Source organism: Streptococcus sanguinis, assembly GCF_026781265.1.
Taxonomy (GTDB): domain Bacteria; phylum Bacillota; class Bacilli; order Lactobacillales; family Streptococcaceae; genus Streptococcus; species Streptococcus sanguinis_T.
Genome location: NZ_JAKUVC010000004.1, coordinates 301,631 through 318,984 on the forward strand (window position 1 = coordinate 301,631; position 17,354 = coordinate 318,984).

The window sequence follows — 17,354 nt, forward strand, 5'->3', positions numbered from 1 at the left end:
CCATTGGACTTAAGGATTTTGTTATCTATGGATTGGCTGTGGAACTAGAGCTGGAAGAGCTTGAGTCTTCTTGACTGCTGTCTTCGTCGCTGCTGCTAGTTTGGAACTGCTCTGGATGCAGTGCCCGATAGCTTGGCGAGTTAAATAGGTCCACAGTGGAGACATTGCCTCGTTTAGAGTAAAGACTGGTTGATTGGTCGCCTTTTTCCTTTTCAATAGCCAACAAGGCCTTCATTGAATTAAGATAAGAGTAATCTTTAGGGTTGACCTTGCCTAAGTCATTTCCCTTGTAGAAGCGAATCAAGTCACCGGTTTGAATAGCATCACTCATCTTCAGCTGGGTATTGGCGGCATTGCGAATCTCATCCAGTTCTTTCTTGATGGTTTCATCTGGATTGGTAATTTCCTCACTGGTTTGGGTGTAGTAGGTCCGTCCGTTGAAGCTAGTGTATTTTGGAGTGACAAAGTTATTGCTGGTTCGGAATGCTGTGATTTGCTGGTGCTGACTTGATAGCATATCTTGGCCGACCTGAAGGTAGTTTTTAGAGTCAATGCCCAGTAAATGCTCCAATGTTGGCAGCATATCCACTTGACCGCCGTAGGTGTCAATTATCTTTCCTTTGTCCATGCCAGGCACCACGACCATGTAAGGCACGCGCTGCATCATGGCATTGTCATAATTAGACCAAGTCTCAGAGGATTTGCCTACAAGAGGGGCTAAGTTAGGATTACGGGTTTGGGAAATTCCAAAATGGTCTCCATAGAGAACGATAATAGAGTTGTCATAGAGGCCGGATTCTTTGAGATAGTCAAACAAGGCCTTGACAGAAGAATCTAGATAGTTAGCAGTGGCAAAGTAGCCGTTGATGGTTTCATCCTTGGTCTTAGCCAGCGGGAAGCCAATTTCGTCACCAATCAGACTTGTCGTGTAAGGATAGTGATTGGAAACCGTGATATACTTAACATAGAAAGGCTGCTGCAGGTGTTCCAGGTATTTGATGGAATCTTTCAGCATAATCTTATCATTTAAGCCGTACTGGAAGGAGTTGGTGTCGTCCTGCTTGGTAAAGTAAGACGCATCGAAGAAATAGTTATAACCCCATTGCTTGTAAGCTGTATTGCGGTTCCAGAAGCTTCCTGTATTTCCGTGGAAAACAGCAGAAGTATAGTCGCCGTTTTTGGAAAGAATAAAAGGTGCTGCTTGCTGGGTATTAGTACCACCGTAGTTGACCATAAAGGACCCTTGATTGAGACCGAAGAGCCCAGTTTCAATCATGGTTTCTGCGTCAGAAGTCTTTCCAGCCTTGACCTGATTGAAGACATTAGAGAAAGCCAAAGTCGAATTGGAGTGGTAGAGGGAGTTGAGGAAAGGTGTCACTTCGTACTCTTTCCCATCTGCCTGCAGCTTATAGTCAATCAGGAACTGCTGGAAGCTTTCCAGATGGACGTAGATGACATTGCGACCCTTGGCAATCCCGTAATATTCTGGATTAGGCTCCGCATAGTGGGATTGGATATATTCTGTTACTGGTTCTAAGTCTTTTTCAGAAGCTTTGGAGCGTTCTCTATTAGCCGTGTATGTCTGGTTAGCACTGTAACCTAGAAAGGCTGGCAAGCCCAGAGCCCGAACGACATAATAGTTGGAAAATCCACGTGACAAGAGCTCAGGCCGGTCAATTTCAGCCAAGAATAAGTTGGCAGAGAACAGCATGGCAGACAGGGAGGTCACAGCAAAGCTGGCGCGTTTATTGAAAGGCCGGTCATCCATACGAATGTATTTCTTAAAGAATAAGAAGGCCAAAATCGGGAAATCAATCAGATAAAGAATATCCCAAGGGCGGAAGAGCTCCAGTGCTGCTTCCCCAAGTCCAGCTGAAACGCTGCTAGAAGCCAGCATGGTATTGACTGTAACAAAGTCGCTGAACTCGCGGTAATAAATGGAGTTAGACACCAGCCAAGCAAAGAGGAGCAGATAAATTCCGAAGGCTAGGCTGTAGAATAATTTGGTTCGTTTTACATAAAGTGCCAGTCCCAGCAGCAAGAGGCTGATAGGGAAAGGGTTGATAATAGCTAAAAATACTTGATAGGCACCTTGAATATCAAGGTTAAAATCAATCGTGTAGGCCCACATGGTTTTTATCCAATAGAGGACCAGTAAAATCAAGACAAAACCTAGTCTCGTACTCGTGAAATTGAGTAAATTCTTGGTTATTTTTTTCACAAAAAGTTACTTCCTTGTCTTATTTCCTAAAAATTTTCTCCTCTAAGTATAACATAAAAAGACGGCACAAGGAAAAATTGACCTCTTTTTGACTGAGGAAAATGTTTGAAGCAGTTAAATGTTTAATTTTTTTAATAGAGAAAGCTTTCTTAGGATTATTGTGTGAAGATCATTTTGCCGCAGACATTAGTGGAATAGAATCAAATATCGTTGGCCAGAAACTTGAAAAACAGCGGGGAAATATCTAAAAAACACTCAAAAAATATTTACAAAAAACATAGAAAAATATATAATGAAGACAAGTTGATATCATAAGGCATTAGTGCAGAGTTTTATTACTAATTATTGGCATAGTATAAATGGTTGGTGTCTATTTAAAAGGGAGATTATTATGAAGAAGGTTATGAAAATCACGCTCATTCCAGCATATTTAGTAGATGATGGGTGAAAGTGTTGGAGAATAAATGGAAAGGAAGAAAAAGATGAAAAAACTATGTGCATTAGCAATCCTATTGCTTGCAGGAACTATATTAGCGGGGTGTTCCATCATGAAAAACGCGAAAAGACAGGAATTTGAAGAGCGACTCTCAAGAATCTCAGAGGTTTATCCGACAGCCAAGGCGGAGGATTTGTTTAAGAAGTTTCCCAAGGGGTTCAGGATTGTATATATAAGACAAGAGCTGACTAACAATAAAACATTTTTTCACGAGTTTAAACTGAGAGGTTATCATAATACCAAACAAATTATCGGAGATTATACGAAAGTAAGAATTCAACCATATAATGATGAAATAATAATGACTTCAACTGTGACTTATAGTGATAAGAATGGATTCCAAACTACAGATGGTCAAGTTCTGGATTCTAGTTTAGAGAATGTTAGATTTCTTTTTACTCAACTGCCTATTGATTATCAGTATTTGAAGTCTCTAGATTTAGACGCTATTACGGAAAGTCCGGTCACAGGTGATTACAGCATCCGCTATGAGATTACGAATGAAAACATCAACAGCTACATTAATTTGCCCAAAGGAAGCAAGACATTATTAGAATTTCGGGGATATCCAAAATATGACAAACAAGATAAATATTTTTTAACATTATCGGTAGAACGGTCAGAAAAATATTATTTTAGCGAAACAGTTATAGAAGAATAGGAGTTAATAATGGGAAAAGAGTATACAAGTTACATCATGATGATATCGGCCTTGCACGAAAAATGGCTGCTTTAACGGAGAATAAATGTAAGACGGAGACAGAATTGATTCAGCTGCAGTATATTTTAGAGTATCTAACGATTAAGGCGCCTTCGACTGGTCAGATTGCAAGTTTAATCGTCAGTCATATTGGACAGACAGTTAGTGCAGAAAATCCTGTAGCAACGCTCGTCCCTAGTGATTCAGAACTGATATTTGAAGCTCAGGTATCTGATAAGGATAGAACAGATATTCAAAAAGATATGAAGGCTGTTGTTAAATTACAGGCTTATCCTTATTTAGACTATGGAACCATTCCTGCTAAAGTGACTTATATCAGCCCAACCGCTTTTCAAGTTAAAGGAAAAGGGATGGTATATTTAGTCCGAGTTGCGATTGACAAGAAGCATTTGCACAAAGGAATTGACTTAGTTTCAGGTCTATCAGGAATACTTGAAATAAAAACAGATAATCGAAGTATCTTAGATTACTTCCTTGACCCTATTCGAGACGGTTTGAATGACAGTCTGAAGGAGAAATAATTTCAGATACTATTTGGAATATTTCTGAATGAACAACCTCTCAGAAATCTTGAAGATAGTTCTGAGAGGTTTTTTGTGGTAATATACCTCTCTGCCTTCCTTGTTTTATTTCCTAAAAATTTTTTCCTCTAATTAAAACATAATTTCTCCAGTTAAGGAAAATTTGAGCCGCATTTGAGATATTTTAAATCGGCGAAATTGTAATATTTCTATAAAAGCCTTATCCCCTCTATGGAGAGGTTTATAGTCGTTTTGCACTTGTTTGTGAAATCTTTTATTAACTCAAATGTAAAATATGTTTTGAGAATTTTCACAATCTTTGGTATAATATAATTTATGAATAAACTTACTGTTACTCAAGAGGCAGAAGAAAAACTGAGAGAGGGCATTCTTTTATTAGATAAAAAGGATTTTTCTGCTCTTTCGCTTCAGAATCAATTTGTGGAGCTGCAAAACCGTCAGGGCAAGTTCTTAGGCACAGCTTATCTCTCTCCGCAGAATAAGGGAGTAGGCTGGCTGATTTCCCAGAAGAAGGTAGAGCTGAACTCAGATTTTTTTCAAACTCTCTTTGAGCAGGCTAAGAGCAGACGTTCTACTTATTTCCATTCGGCTGACACGACAGCTTTTCGACTCTTTAATCAAGAGGGGGATGGCTTCGGTGGCTTCACGGTGGATTTCTACAATGACTTTGCGCTTTTTTCTTGGTACAATGACTTTGTCTTTGCTATCAAGGAGCAGATTCTGACAGCCTTCGCCATGGTTTTCCCAGAGATTCAGGGAGGTTATGAAAAGATTCGTTTCAAGGGTTTGGACTATGAATCGGCTCATCTCTACGGAGCGGAAGCACCGGAAACCTTCACAGTCTTGGAGAACGGTGTTCGCTATGAGGTTTTTCTGAATGACGGTTTCATGACCGGTATCTTTCTGGATCAGCACGATGTGCGTGCCAGTCTGGTAGATGGTCTGGCTGCTGGTAAAAGTTTACTCAATATGTTTTCCTATACAGCTGCTTTTTCAGTAGCAGCAGCTATGGGCGGTGCCAGTCAGACAGTATCTGTTGATTTAGCCAAGCGCAGCCGTGAGCTGTCTGAAGCTCATTTTCTGGCCAATGGTCTGACACTGGATCAGCATCGCTTTCAGGTGATGGATGTCTTTGATTATTTCAAGTACGCTAAGCGTCACAATCTAAGCTTTGATGTCATTGTGATAGATCCGCCTAGCTTTGCTAGAAATAAAAAGCGGACATTCTCAGTTGCTAAAGATTATCATCGTTTGGTTGCACAAGCTTTGGAAATCCTGAATCCTCAGGGAATCATGATTTTAAGTACTAATGCATCCAATCTTTCCAAAAGTAAGTTTAAACAAGAAATTGAAAAAGGTCTTGCCGGCAGAAAGCACCGCTATCTTGCGGAGTATGGCCTGCCAGCAGACTTTGTCTATAATAAAAAAGACGGGAGCAGTAATTACCTCAAGGTATTTACAATAAAGGTGGAACAATGAAATTAGTCGTTTCTGTAATGCCCAAGAGTTTAGAAGAAGCTCAAGAAATTGATGTATCACGCTACGAAGATGCGGATATTATTGAATGGCGGGCAGATTTTCTGGCCAAGGATGATATTTTAAATGTTGCGCCAGCTATTTTTGAAAAATTTGCCGGACGTGAATTGATTTTCACCTTGCGGACCCGTCAGGAAGGCGGAGAAATCGAACTGTCCGATGATGAATACGTAGCTCTTATCAAGGAAGTAGCCGGTTTTTACCAGCCGGATTATATCGATTTTGAATACTTCTCTCACAAGGGGAAATTTGAAGAAATGCTTGAGTTTCCTAATCTGGTGCTTAGCTACCACAACTTCGAGGAAACGCCTGAAAATATGATGGAAATCCTGTCTGAGCTGACTTCTCTGACCCCTAAGGTGGTCAAGGTTTCTGTCATGGCTCACAATGAGCAGGATGTGCTGGACTTGATGAACTATACTCGCGGTTTCAAGACTTTAAATCCTGAGCAGGATTTTGTTACTATTTCTATGGGAAAAGTTGGCAAGATTTCACGCATTGCGGCTGACTTGACAGGTTCCAGCTGGTCATTCGCCAGTCAGGAGATGGCGTCAGCACCTGGTCAGATTTCTCTGAGCAATATGAAGAAAATCCAGGAGATTTTGAATGAAAATTAATGGCCACACCCGCATGGCTGCTGTGGTTGCCAAGCCAATTAAGCACAGTATTTCTCCTCTTATTCACAATATGGCTTTTGAAAAGACTGGTGTCAATGGTGTCTATCTAGCTTGGGAAGTAGAAGCGAAGAATCTGCAGGCCAGTATAGAAAATATCCGCAGATTCGATATGTTTGGTGTCAATCTTTCCATGCCCTACAAGCAGGAAGTGATACCTTATCTAGATGAACTGGATGTCAGCGCCCGCCTTATCGGAGCAGTCAATACCGTTGTGAATAAAAATGGAATTTTAGTTGGTTATAACACAGATGGCAAGGGATTTTTTAAGAGCTTGCCTTCTTTTGCTATTCAGGGCAAAAAAATGACGATTTTGGGAGCTGGTGGAGCAGCGACAGCCATTATTGCTCAAGCAGCTTTGGACAATGCAGAGGAAATTTTCGTCTTTACTCGGCAAGCTTCCTATGAGAAGACTGTCAGCAAGATGGCAGCTATCAGCAACCAAACCAAGAGTCGTATCCAAGTACTAACCTTGGAGGATGCGGATAGTTTGCAGGATAAAATCAACCAATCAGACCTTCTGGTAAATGGGACTAGTCTAGGTATGGATGGCATCAGCATGCCTCTGCCTGAACAGCTTGAGCTGCCTAGCCAGATTTTAGTTGCAGATGTCATCTACCAACCTTTTGAAACGCCCTTTCTCAAATGGGCCAGAAATCAAAATGTCACAGCGGTCAATGGACTTGGTATGCTGCTCTATCAGGGAGCAGAAGCCTTTGAGCTTTGGACCGGCAAGACCATGCCCAGTCAGGAACTTTGGCAGCGTTTAGAAGAATTGTATAACAATTGAATAAAAGGAGAGCAAGATATTGAGAAAAAAATTGGTGATATCTATCATTATTTTGCTTATTAGTATTTTAGGAGTATTCATTTTTGTAAAACAAGTAGAACATGCTAGATTTGAAGCGAGGAGAGACAAGCTGATTAAGCATGCTTTCTCTCTTTTTGAAGAACAGACAGCTCTTTATATTAAGGAAAACTATACTGGTATTAGTAAAATTGAATTTTCTCCTATCTTTTTTGAAGAAGGAGGACCTAATGATTACTTATCTATTCAAGTTGTGCCAGTCATTTATGATCAAGAAGGAAATAAGGCCTATTTGGGACGGGAAGTAGGAAAAACATCTTTCCTCAGTTATGGTCTGCATTTTGGTGTTGAATTTGATTTTGGGATTGATAATGAAGAGATTATTGTTTTAGAGAATTCGAAAATTGGTGGAGATATTGATGTATCTGACGCTAAGACTCTCCCTGAGAATGCAAAAATATCTAAAGGATATGGAATTGATGATAATATAAGTGCATTAGTAAAAGATGGTCAGTTGAAAAATGTCAAGAAAAAGGAGGGTGGTAGCCCTCAAGTCGAAATTGTCTATAACCTAGAAATTCAGAAAGAAGATTATCGAAAATGGCGTTAACAGATAAAGAATAACAGATAAAGAAATTCAAAAATCTATGGGTTAACAGAAAGAAATTATTTAACAACATGAAGACGCGTTTTCTATTATAGACATAAATTAAAATCGACGATATTGTACTATCATCAAGATAAAAAGAAAACTTTTAAGGAATTGCTTTTGTTCTATTTAAAGCAGAAAAAATGCTTTTTATATTATAGCAAAACCAATGTCGTTTATTAAAGAACTTCTATTGAACTGTAGAGTGTTTGGGCAATTCTGATGAATCCAAATTAGAATAAGACAACAGACTTCACTTGGGGAGGAACTTACAGATGGCTTGTTTTAACTTTAAAAATGAATGGTAAGTAGCTACTGAAATATTTGACGTAATTTGATATACTAGGAAGCAAGTACAATTTTTTGATTGACTTGGAATGGAGGCGCTTATGAAACTAAATGTGAATTTCCCGCATCATCCCTATGATATTCTCATCGAAAAGGGGTCTTTATCTCAGGCTGGAAGTTGGCTGAGTCAGCTTTGGCAGCCTCAAAAGGTAGTCATCGTCACGGATAATCGAGTGGCTCGACTCTATGCGGAAAAGGTCAAGCTGAGTTTGGAATCGGCTGGGTTTGAGGCCTATGTCTTTGACTTTTTTGAGGGTGAAGCCAGCAAGAACTTAAAGACCGTCAACAAAGTCTATGAGTTTTTGGTCAAGGTTGGTCTGACCCGCAGCGACGGCATTGTAGCCTTGGGAGGCGGAGTCGTCGGTGATTTGGCGGGCTTTGCCGCTTCGACCTACATGCGGGGCGTTCATTTCGTGCAGATTCCGACCAGTCTAACAGCTCAAGTGGATTCCTCTATCGGTGGTAAGACAGGCGTCAATACGCCTTGGGCCAAGAATATGGTCGGCACCTTTACCCAGCCAGATGGCGTTTTGATTGACCCAGAGGTCTTGCATACTTTGGGCCAGCGGGAACTGATTGAAGGTATGGGCGAGGTGGTCAAGTACGGCTTGATTGAGGATAAAGAACTCTGGGATGAGCTGTCAGAAATGGATGGCAGTCCAGAGTCGATTTTAGAGCATGCTGAAAGCATCATTTACCATTCCTGTGATGTTAAACGTAAGATTGTGGTTGAGGACGAGCTGGATAATGGTGTTCGTCTTTATCTGAATTTCGGTCATACTATTGGGCACGCTATCGAAGCAACAGCGGGCTACGGAAAAGTCATGCATGGTGAAGCTGTGGCGATTGGCATGGTACAGGTTTCTCGAGTCGCTGAAAAGAAAGGCCTCATGCCAGCCGGAATTACAGAAGACATCATCCAGATGTGCCAGAAGTTTGGCTTGCCGGTGGATTACCAGCCTTGGAATGAATCTGCTTTCTATCAGGCTCTGATCCACGATAAGAAGGCTCGAGGGAACTCTATCAAGCTAGTACTGGTGCCCGAGCTGGGGTCAGCCAGTATTCACCAGATTCCGCTGGAAGAGATGAAAGAATTTCTGAAGAAATAAGTGCCAGATGGAGTTTGAGACGACTGGACAGTTTGTATAAAAATAGACAGGTTGTCCATATCTTTCCATCCCAGAAATAGGAGAAAATGTATGAGATACTTAACAGCAGGAGAATCGCACGGACCACTTCTGACAGCTATTATTGAGGGAGTGCCAGCTGGTCTTCCTTTGACCGCTGACTATATAAATGCTGAGCTCAAGCGCCGTCAGGGTGGGTACGGCCGTGGTGCGCGCATGAAGATTGAAAGCGACCAAGTCGAGATTACGTCTGGGGTTCGGCATGGCTTGACCATGGGCGGTCCGATTACTCTCAACGTGACTAATTTAGACCATCAGAAATGGCTGGAGATTATGAGTGCGGCGGATGTGGATGAAAAGAAAAAAGGGCTGCGCAAGATTACCAAACCACGCCCTGGCCATGCTGATTTAGTTGGTGGTATGAAATACCGCTTTGACGATTTGCGAAATTCTCTTGAGCGCTCTTCTGCGCGCGAAACGACTATGCGTGTGGCAGTCGGAGCAGTAGCCAAGCGTTTGCTGGAAGAAATTGGTGTAGAGGTGGCTAATCATATCGTAACCTTTGGTGGCATTGATATTGATGTGCCGAATAATCTAACTGTAGGAGAAATCAAGGAAAGAGCTGCCCAGTCAGAGGTTTCCATTGTCAATCCTGAAAAAGAAGAGGAAATCAAGGCCTACATTGATCAGATTAAGAAAGACGGGGATACCATCGGTGGTGTCATTGAGACTGTCGTTGGCGGTGTTCCAGTTGGTCTGGGCTCCTATGTCCAATGGGACAAGAAGCTGGATGCCAAGATTGCTCAAGGAGTCGTTTCCATCAATGCTTTCAAGGGAGTTGAGTTTGGTGTGGGCTTTGAAGCCGGCCGTCTCAAGGGCAGTCAAGTCATGGATGAGATTCTTTGGTCTGAGGAAGATGGCTTCACTCGCAGAACCAATAATCTAGGCGGCTTTGAGGGCGGTATGACCAATGGTCAGCCAATCGTGGTACGAGGTGTTATGAAGCCCATTCCAACCCTTTACAAGCCTCTGATGAGCGTAGATATTGAGACCCATGAGCCTTATAAGGCGACGGTGGAACGGAGCGATCCTACGGCTCTGCCAGCGGCGGGTGTTGTCATGGAAAGCGTGGTGGCAACAGTTTTAGCCACCGAAGTCTTGGAGAAATTCTCTTCGGATAATCTGGAAGAACTAAAGGATACGGTAGCCCGCCATCGGGAATTTGTCAAGAACTTTTAGAAGAGAGGAGTGGGCATGGAGAGAAAGACAGTCTATATCGCAGGTCTGGGACTAATTGGAGCTTCTTTGGCTCTGGGCATCAGGCGAGCTCATCCTGAGATAGAGATTCTTGGTTATAATCGAAGTGAAGAATCGCGTAGAGTTGCATTAGAGCGGGGAATGGTAGACCGGGTAACAGATGATTTCGCCGCCTTTGCTCCATTGGCTGATGTGATTATTCTGGCTGTGCCCATCAAGCAGACCACAGCATTTATCAAGGATCTAGCGGAGCTGAACCTGAAGGAAAATGTTATCATCTCAGATGCAGGCTCAACTAAATCGGAAATTGTGGTGGCCGCAGAAAGATATCTGCAAAATAAAGCTGTCCGCTTTGTTGGTGCTCATCCCATGGCTGGAAGTCACAAGACCGGAGCCAAGGCGGCCCATGTCACCCTCTTTGAAAATGCCTATTATATCTTCACGCCCTCTAGTCTGACCAAGCCTGGTACTCTTGAGGAAATGAAAGACCTGCTGAGTGGTCTTCATGCCCGCTTTATCCAGGTGGACGCAGCCGAGCACGACCGAGTGACCAGTCAAATCAGTCATTTTCCGCATATCCTAGCCTCCAGTCTTATGGAGCAAGCGGCAGCTTATAGCCAAGAGCATGAGCTGACCCAGTCTTTTGCAGCCGGCGGTTTTCGCGATATGACGCGGATTGCGGAGAGTGAGCCGGGTATGTGGACCTCTATCCTCTTGACAAATCATCAAGCCATTTTGGAGCGGCTGGAAGATTTTAAAGACCAGTTAGACAAGGTTGCCGCAGCGATTGAGGCTAAGGACGAGACAGCTATCTGGGAATTTTTCGATCGAGGACGGCAGAGCCGTAAGCAGATGGAAATTCATAAACGGGCTGGTGTGGACAGTTTTTATGACCTCTTTATTGAGGTGCCCGACGAAGAAGATGCGATTTTGGGCATTCTGGAGCTTCTGCGCGGAATTTCAGTCGTCAATATTCGTATCAACGAGGAAAACCGTGAAGATATCAATGGTATTCTGCAAATCACCTTTAAAAATCGCCAAGATTTGGAAAAATCTGCTACAATAGTAAGAGAAAATACGGATTACCTAGTGTCCGAAGACTAATATAGATTGGAGAACTCTATGTCAAATATTTATGATTTAGCCAATGAACTGAGCAGAAATCTGCGTGATTTGCCTGAGTACAAGGCAGTCGCAGAAAGTAAGAAAGCAGTGGATGCTGATAGCGAAGCGAAGGCCATTTTTACAGATTATCTGGCTTTCCAGCAGGAGTTGCAACAGCTGGCGCAGACTGGACAGGTACCGACTCAGGAGGTGCAGGACAAGATGACTTCCTTTGGTGAGAAGATTCAGGGCAATGCTGTTCTTTCTGAATTCTTCAATAAGCAGCAACAACTGTCCATCTATCTAGCGGACATTGAGCGTATTATCTTTGATCCGGTGCAGGATTTGCTTAAGTAAGCTAAAAAAAGAAGAATCTGGGCTGAATACCCGGATTCTTTTTGCTTCGGCTAGGATTCCAGAAATTTTAAGAATTTCTGGTCTTTTTATGATAAAATAAGAAGCAACAAAGGAAAGTACGAGGTCACCTATGAAATTATCAACCAATGTAAAAGGCCTGAAGGGCCGTATCCGCGTACCTGGAGATAAATCTATCAGCCACCGTTCCATTATTTTTGGCAGTTTGGCCAAGGGAGTTACTACTGTTCGTGACATTCTGCGAGGGGAAGATGTGCTGTCCACCATGCAGGTTTTTCGTGACTTAGGCGTGCAGATTGAGGACGATGGAAATCTAGTCAAGATTCATGGTGTAGGATTTGAAGGTCTCCAAGCACCGAAAAATAAGCTAGATATGGGTAATTCTGGAACGTCTATTCGCCTGATTTCTGGTGTTTTGGCTGGACAGAATTTCGAAGCGGAGATGTTTGGTGACGACAGTCTATCCAAGCGTCCTATGGATCGGGTGACCATTCCTCTGCGGCAGATGGGAGTAGAGATTGCTGGTCGGACTGAGCGCGATTTACCACCGCTCAAGATGAAGGGGAGCAGGGTACTGCAGCCTATTCATTATCAGCTGCCAGTGGCTTCTGCTCAGGTTAAGTCGGCCTTGATTTTTGCTGCCCTGCAGGCTCAGGGAGAGTCGGTTATTATTGAAAAGGAAATCACCCGTAATCATACAGAAGATATGATTGCCCAGTTTGGTGGGCAGATTGAGGTCAAGGGCAAGGAAATTCGCATTCAGGGCGGTCAGGAATTCACTGCTCAGGAAGTGACGGTTCCAGGAGACATTTCCAGCGCGGCCTTCTGGCTGGTAGCTGGATTGATTGTGCCGGACTCTAAGATTGTTTTAGAGAATGTCGGCATCAATGAAACTCGTACAGGAATTCTAGAAGTGATAGAGGCTATGGGCGGACGGATGACGCTGTCAGATGTCGATCTGGTAGCCAAGTCTGCAACTATCACCGTTGAGACGTCTGAGCTTAAGGGAACGGAGATTGGCGGCGAGATTATCCCACGCTTGATTGATGAGTTGCCCATTATTGCGCTTCTGGCGACTCAGGCTCAGGGACGGACTGTCATTCGTGATGCAGAGGAGCTCAAAGTCAAGGAAACCGACCGGATCCAGGTAGTGGCAGACGCTCTCAATAGCATGGGCGCAGCTATTACCCCGACGGAAGACGGCATGATTATCGAAGGGAAAACACCTTTACACGGCGCACAGGTCAACACCTTGGGTGACCATCGAATTGGGATGATGACGGCAATTGCTGCTTTGTTGGCTCAAAGCGGTCAGGTAGAACTTGAGCGGTCTGAAGCTATTAAGACCAGCTATCCAAGCTTCTTCAGCGACTTGGAGGGCTTGATGCATGGCTAAGATATTGCTGGGCTTTATGGGAGCCGGAAAATCCACAGTGGCCAGAGGCTTAGCCCAAGACTTTGTCGATATGGATGAACTGCTCTGTCAGCGGCTAGGCATGTCAATCAAGGACTATTTTGACCAGCATGGTGAAGCCGCCTTTCGGGCTGTTGAAGCCCAACTCTTAGCTGAGTTGATCGATACGGACTTGGTCGTCTCAACTGGCGGCGGTGTCATCGTCAGCCCAGAAAACCGCAGATTGCTGGCTCAGAATCCTGACAATATCTATCTGAAAGCGGATTTTGAAACGCTCTATCAGCGAATTCAGCAGGATGCTGAGCAAGAGCGGCCCTTGTTCTTGAGCCAGAGCAAGTCAGACTTACAGCAAATTTTTGAGCAGCGTCAGGCTTGGTACGAGGAAGTAGCGACCCAGATTGTTGATACGAGGCTCAAAAGCCCCCAGGAAATTATTGAGGAAATTCAATGAAAATAGCATTTTTAGGTCCTAGAGGCTCCTTTTCTCACCATGTAGCCCAAGCGGCCTTTCCGAGAGAAGACTTGGTTCCTTATCAGAATATCACCGAGGTCATGAAGGCTTACGAGGCTAGAGAAGTGGATTGCTCGGTCGTTCCGGTGGAAAATTCCATTGAGGGCAGTGTCCATGAGACGCTGGACTATCTCTTTCATCAGGCAGACATTCAGGCGGTGGCTGAGATTGTGCAGCCCATCAAGCAGCAGCTTTTAGTGACGGATTTAGAAAAGCCAATTGAGAAAATATTTTCTCACCCGCAGGCTATTGCCCAAGGAAAGAAATACATCCGCCAGCATTATCCGCATGCTGCCATTGAGGTAACAGCAAGTACAGCCTATGCAGCTCGTTTTGTGGCAGAGCATCCTGAAAAGAATTTTGCGGCTATTGCCCCGCGCACGGCTGCAGCAGAGTACGGGCTCAAAGTAGCGGCCAGCGATATTCAGGAAATGGAAGAAAATTATACCCGCTTCTGGATTCTGGGTCATGAGGTACCTGAGCTTCAACTGACCAAGACAGGAGACAAGCAGACACTGGCTTTAACCTTACCGGATAATCTGCCAGGCGCTCTCTATAAGGCTTTGTCGACCTTTGCTTGGCGTGGGATTGACCTGACCAAGATTGAGAGCCGGCCTTTAAAAACGGCTCTGGGAGAGTATTTCTTCATTATTGACATTGACAACGAGCAGAAAAAATTGGCGGATTTTGCCTATCAAGAGTTGACAAGTCTCGGAATTACTTATAAAATTTTTGGTAGCTACAGTGTGTTTCTGATTCAGGACAAGTAGCAATAGATTGGAGAAGAGATGAAGAAACCAGAAAATCTTAGCCATCATGAACGGCTCCGATTAGATTATCTCTATAAAAATTATTATTATCTAAACGATAAAGAAAAGAAAGAATTTGACTATCTGCGGCAGAAGTCCAAGGGGATTGGCAGTTCAGCCAGTGCGCCTAACCATGAAGAGCAGCCGCATACAGTTAGTGACACTTATGAGCAAGAGCCAGTGGAAATGGATTCTTCTGGCCTCTTGCCCAAGTACCCTGAGCGTTCTTCTCGCAGCAGAAGAGAAAAGAAGGCGTCGGAAGCTCTGGCAGGAGCTGGTTTGGGACAAGACAAGCCCAAGAAACCCCGCAAAAAAATCCGCTTGAAACGGATTCTGCTTTGGGCAGGGATTTTCCTGCTGATGGTCTTGGGGGGCATGATTTTCATGTTTATCAAAGGCTTGACGACAGCTCACACTGGCAATTCTAAGCCAGCAGAAACAGAATTCTTTGACGGCAAGGATACTAAGGACGGAGTGAATATCCTCATTCTCGGAACAGATGGCCGGGTTGGTGACGACTCGACCGAGACGCGGACGGATTCCATTATGGTCTTGAATGTTGGGAATAAGGACCGCAAGGTGAAATTGGTCAGCTTTATGCGTGATACCCTTATTCACATTGATGGCGTCAGCAATGAGTACACGGACCCTTCGCAGGCAGATTACTATGACCAAAAGCTCAATTCTGCCTACACGATTGGGGAGCAAAACCACAACCGCGGTGCAGACTATGTCCGCCAGATGCTCAAAGATAATTTCGATTTGGACATTAAATATTATGCACTGGTGGATTTCCAGACCTTTGCGACAGCTATTGACACCCTTTTCCCAAATGGCGTCAGCATGAATGCTCAGTTCTCAACGATTGATGGGGAGAAAGTGACAGAAGTTGAAGTACCAGATGATCTGAATATGAAAGACGGTGTGGTACCTAATCAAACAATCAAGGTTGGTCAGCAGCAGATGGACGGTCGGACTTTGCTCAACTACGCTCGCTTCCGTAAGGATGACGAGGGAGATTTTGGTCGGACCCGCCGCCAGCAGGAAGTCTTGACAGCTGTTTTCCAGCAGGTCAAAGATCCGACCAAGCTCTTTACCGGATCAGAGGCTCTGGGTAAGGTCTTTGCCTTGACTTCGACCAATGTGCCTTACAGCTTCCTTTTGACCAATGGTCTCTCTATGGCTGGAGATTCCCGCAATGGGGTTGAGCGCCTGACAATTCCGGAAAATGGTGACTGGGTTGATACCTATGACATGTACGGTGGCCAAGGGCTCTTGATTGACTTTGAAGCCTATAAAGAAAGACTGCAGCAAATGGGTCTCAGATAAGATATATGATATAATGAAAGGTAGGACGATGTTCCGCCTTTTCTTTTGGGAAATGGCAGAGCGATAAAGCAGAAAGAGAAAAATATGTTAAAAAAGAATGATATGATTGAAGTTGAAATCGTGGATCTGAGCCATGAGGGAGCAGGTGTGGCCAAGGCAGAAGGCCTGGTTTTCTTTGTGGAAAATGCCTTACCGGGTGAGCTCATCCGCATGCGTGTACTCAAGGTCAACAAAAAAATTGGCTTTGGCAAGGTGGAGGAATTTCTTTGTACTTCAGACCAGCGCAATGAAATTCTTGATATGGCTTATCTTCGTACGGGGATTGCTGACTTGGGGCATCTGAACTATCCAGCCCAGCTGGACTTCAAACGCAAGCAGGTCAAGGACAGTATCTATAAGATTGCTGGTGTGTCCGATGTAGAGGTGCCGCTGACACTTGGTATGGAGCAGCCGCTGGGTTACCGCAATAAGGCTCAAGTGCCTGTCCGCCGTGTCAATGGCCAGCTGGAAACAGGATTTTTCCGGAAAAATTCCCATGACCTCCTGCCGATTGAAGATTTCTATATTCAGGACCCAGTCATTGACCAAGTTATCCTCTTTACACGCGACTTGCTCCGTCGTTTTGACCTCAAACCTTACGATGAGCAGGAAAAGACTGGACTTATTCGCAATCTGGTAGTCCGCCGCGGCCATTATTCAGGGGAAATTATGGTGATTCTAGTGACAACTCGTCCCAAGATTTTCCGAGTAGAGCAGCTGATTGACCGTTTGACAGAGGCTTTCCCAACTATCAAGTCCATCATGCAGAATATCAATGACCAGCCCGGAAATGCGATTTTCGGAAAAGACTGGCGAACGCTTTATGGCCAAGACTACATTACCGACCAGATGCTGGGAAATGACTTCCAGATTGCTGCGCCAGCCTTTTACCAAGTCAATACCGAAATGGCAGAAAAGCTCTATCAGACAGCCATTGACTTTGCCGAGCTGACCTCTGATGATGTGGTGCTTGACGCCTACTCTGGCATCGGGACTATCGGTCTATCAGTTGCCAAGCAGGTCAAGCAGGTCTATGGTGTGGAAGTGATCCCTGAAGCGGTCGAAAATAGCCGAAAGAATGCAGAAATCAACGGCATTGCCAATGCCAGCTATGTCTGTGCTCCTGCTGAAGAAGCCATTCAAAACTGGCTTAAAGAGGGCATCCAAGCGGATGTTATCCTAGTCGATCCACCACGAAAAGGCCTGACAGAGAGCTTCATCAAAGCCAGCGTCAGCATGGAGCCCAAGAAAATCACTTATATCTCCTGCAATGTCGCCACCATGGCGCGTGATATTAAGCTCTATCAAGAATTAGGATATGAGTTGAAGAAAGTCCAGCCGGTTGATTTGTTTCCGCAGACGCATCACGTGGAGGTAGTGGCTCTGCTCGTGAA

The 17,354-nt window shown here is 44.1% G+C and carries 17 protein-coding genes; 16 read left to right on the forward strand and 1 reads right to left on the reverse strand.

Annotated elements, in window-relative coordinates; all coding sequences use genetic code 11:
- Positions 1–25: 25 nt before the first annotated feature.
- A complete protein-coding gene (locus MK370_RS07265; protein ID WP_268684752.1) occupies positions 26–2,221 on the reverse strand; it encodes an LTA synthase family protein in 2,196 nt (731 codons plus the stop codon).
- 101 nt (positions 2,222–2,322) lie between these two features.
- Here MK370_RS07265 and MK370_RS07270 point away from each other — a divergent pair, with 101 nt between their 5' ends.
- From MK370_RS07270 to rlmD, 16 genes are all read left to right on the forward strand, one after another.
- Positions 2,323–2,469 carry a hypothetical protein gene (locus tag MK370_RS07270; RefSeq protein WP_268684753.1) on the forward strand — a complete coding sequence of 49 codons (147 nt, stop codon included), beginning with the start codon at positions 2,323–2,325 and terminating at the stop codon, positions 2,467–2,469.
- Positions 2,470–2,685: 216 nt separating this feature from the next.
- The gene (locus MK370_RS07275; protein ID WP_268684754.1) at positions 2,686–3,378 is read left to right on the forward strand and encodes a hypothetical protein; all 693 of its coding nucleotides are present in this window, start codon (positions 2,686–2,688) and stop codon (positions 3,376–3,378) included.
- Positions 3,379–3,440: 62 nt separating this feature from the next.
- Complete coding sequence (locus MK370_RS07280) at positions 3,441–3,959, forward strand: HlyD family efflux transporter periplasmic adaptor subunit (RefSeq protein ID WP_268684755.1); 519 nt, start codon at positions 3,441–3,443, stop codon at positions 3,957–3,959.
- A gap of 336 nt (positions 3,960–4,295) precedes the next feature.
- The gene (locus MK370_RS07285) at positions 4,296–5,459 is read left to right on the forward strand and encodes a class I SAM-dependent rRNA methyltransferase (RefSeq protein ID WP_268684756.1); all 1,164 of its coding nucleotides are present in this window, start codon (positions 4,296–4,298) and stop codon (positions 5,457–5,459) included.
- The gene (gene aroD / locus MK370_RS07290; RefSeq protein WP_002895088.1) at positions 5,456–6,133 is read left to right on the forward strand and encodes a type I 3-dehydroquinate dehydratase; all 678 of its coding nucleotides are present in this window, start codon (positions 5,456–5,458) and stop codon (positions 6,131–6,133) included. The genes MK370_RS07285 and aroD overlap by 4 nt, the downstream gene beginning before the upstream one ends.
- Positions 6,123–6,980, forward strand: a complete 858-nt coding sequence (locus tag MK370_RS07295; RefSeq protein ID WP_268684757.1) for a shikimate dehydrogenase — start codon at positions 6,123–6,125, stop codon at positions 6,978–6,980. Before aroD ends, MK370_RS07295 begins: the two co-directional genes overlap by 11 nt.
- 19 nt (positions 6,981–6,999) lie before the next feature.
- On the forward strand, positions 7,000–7,608 hold the full coding sequence (locus MK370_RS07300) for a hypothetical protein (RefSeq protein WP_268684758.1): 609 nt from the start codon (positions 7,000–7,002) through the stop codon (positions 7,606–7,608).
- 428 nt (positions 7,609–8,036) lie between these two features.
- Positions 8,037–9,104 carry a 3-dehydroquinate synthase gene (aroB, locus tag MK370_RS07305; RefSeq protein WP_268684759.1) on the forward strand — a complete coding sequence of 356 codons (1,068 nt, stop codon included), beginning with the start codon at positions 8,037–8,039 and terminating at the stop codon, positions 9,102–9,104.
- A gap of 90 nt (positions 9,105–9,194) precedes the next feature.
- Positions 9,195–10,361: a chorismate synthase gene (gene aroC / locus MK370_RS07310; protein WP_268684760.1), complete on the forward strand. Its 1,167-nt coding sequence runs from the start codon at positions 9,195–9,197 to the stop codon at positions 10,359–10,361.
- 15 nt (positions 10,362–10,376) lie between these two features.
- Positions 10,377–11,483, forward strand: coding sequence for a prephenate dehydrogenase (locus tag MK370_RS07315; RefSeq protein ID WP_268684761.1), 1,107 nt, complete (start codon positions 10,377–10,379; stop codon positions 11,481–11,483).
- An 18-nt stretch (positions 11,484–11,501) separates the two neighbouring features.
- On the forward strand, positions 11,502–11,840 hold the full coding sequence (locus tag MK370_RS07320) for a YlbF/YmcA family competence regulator (protein WP_002895097.1): 339 nt from the start codon (positions 11,502–11,504) through the stop codon (positions 11,838–11,840).
- A 130-nt stretch (positions 11,841–11,970) separates the two neighbouring features.
- The gene (gene aroA, locus MK370_RS07325) at positions 11,971–13,254 is read left to right on the forward strand and encodes a 3-phosphoshikimate 1-carboxyvinyltransferase (protein ID WP_268684762.1); all 1,284 of its coding nucleotides are present in this window, start codon (positions 11,971–11,973) and stop codon (positions 13,252–13,254) included.
- Positions 13,247–13,723 (forward strand): shikimate kinase, encoded by a 477-nt coding sequence (locus tag MK370_RS07330; RefSeq protein WP_268684763.1) that lies wholly within the window; start codon positions 13,247–13,249, stop codon positions 13,721–13,723. The genes aroA and MK370_RS07330 overlap by 8 nt, the downstream gene beginning before the upstream one ends.
- Entirely contained in the window at positions 13,720–14,553 is an 834-nt protein-coding gene (pheA, locus tag MK370_RS07335) for a prephenate dehydratase (RefSeq protein WP_268684764.1), read from the forward strand. Before MK370_RS07330 ends, pheA begins: the two co-directional genes overlap by 4 nt.
- Before the next feature lie 18 nt (positions 14,554–14,571).
- Positions 14,572–15,921 (forward strand): LCP family protein, encoded by a 1,350-nt coding sequence (locus tag MK370_RS07340; protein WP_268684765.1) that lies wholly within the window; start codon positions 14,572–14,574, stop codon positions 15,919–15,921.
- Between the two features lie 84 nt (positions 15,922–16,005).
- Positions 16,006–17,354 (forward strand): 23S rRNA (uracil(1939)-C(5))-methyltransferase RlmD (gene rlmD, locus MK370_RS07345; protein ID WP_326845082.1); only part of this gene is annotated, 1,349 nt, incomplete at its 3' end.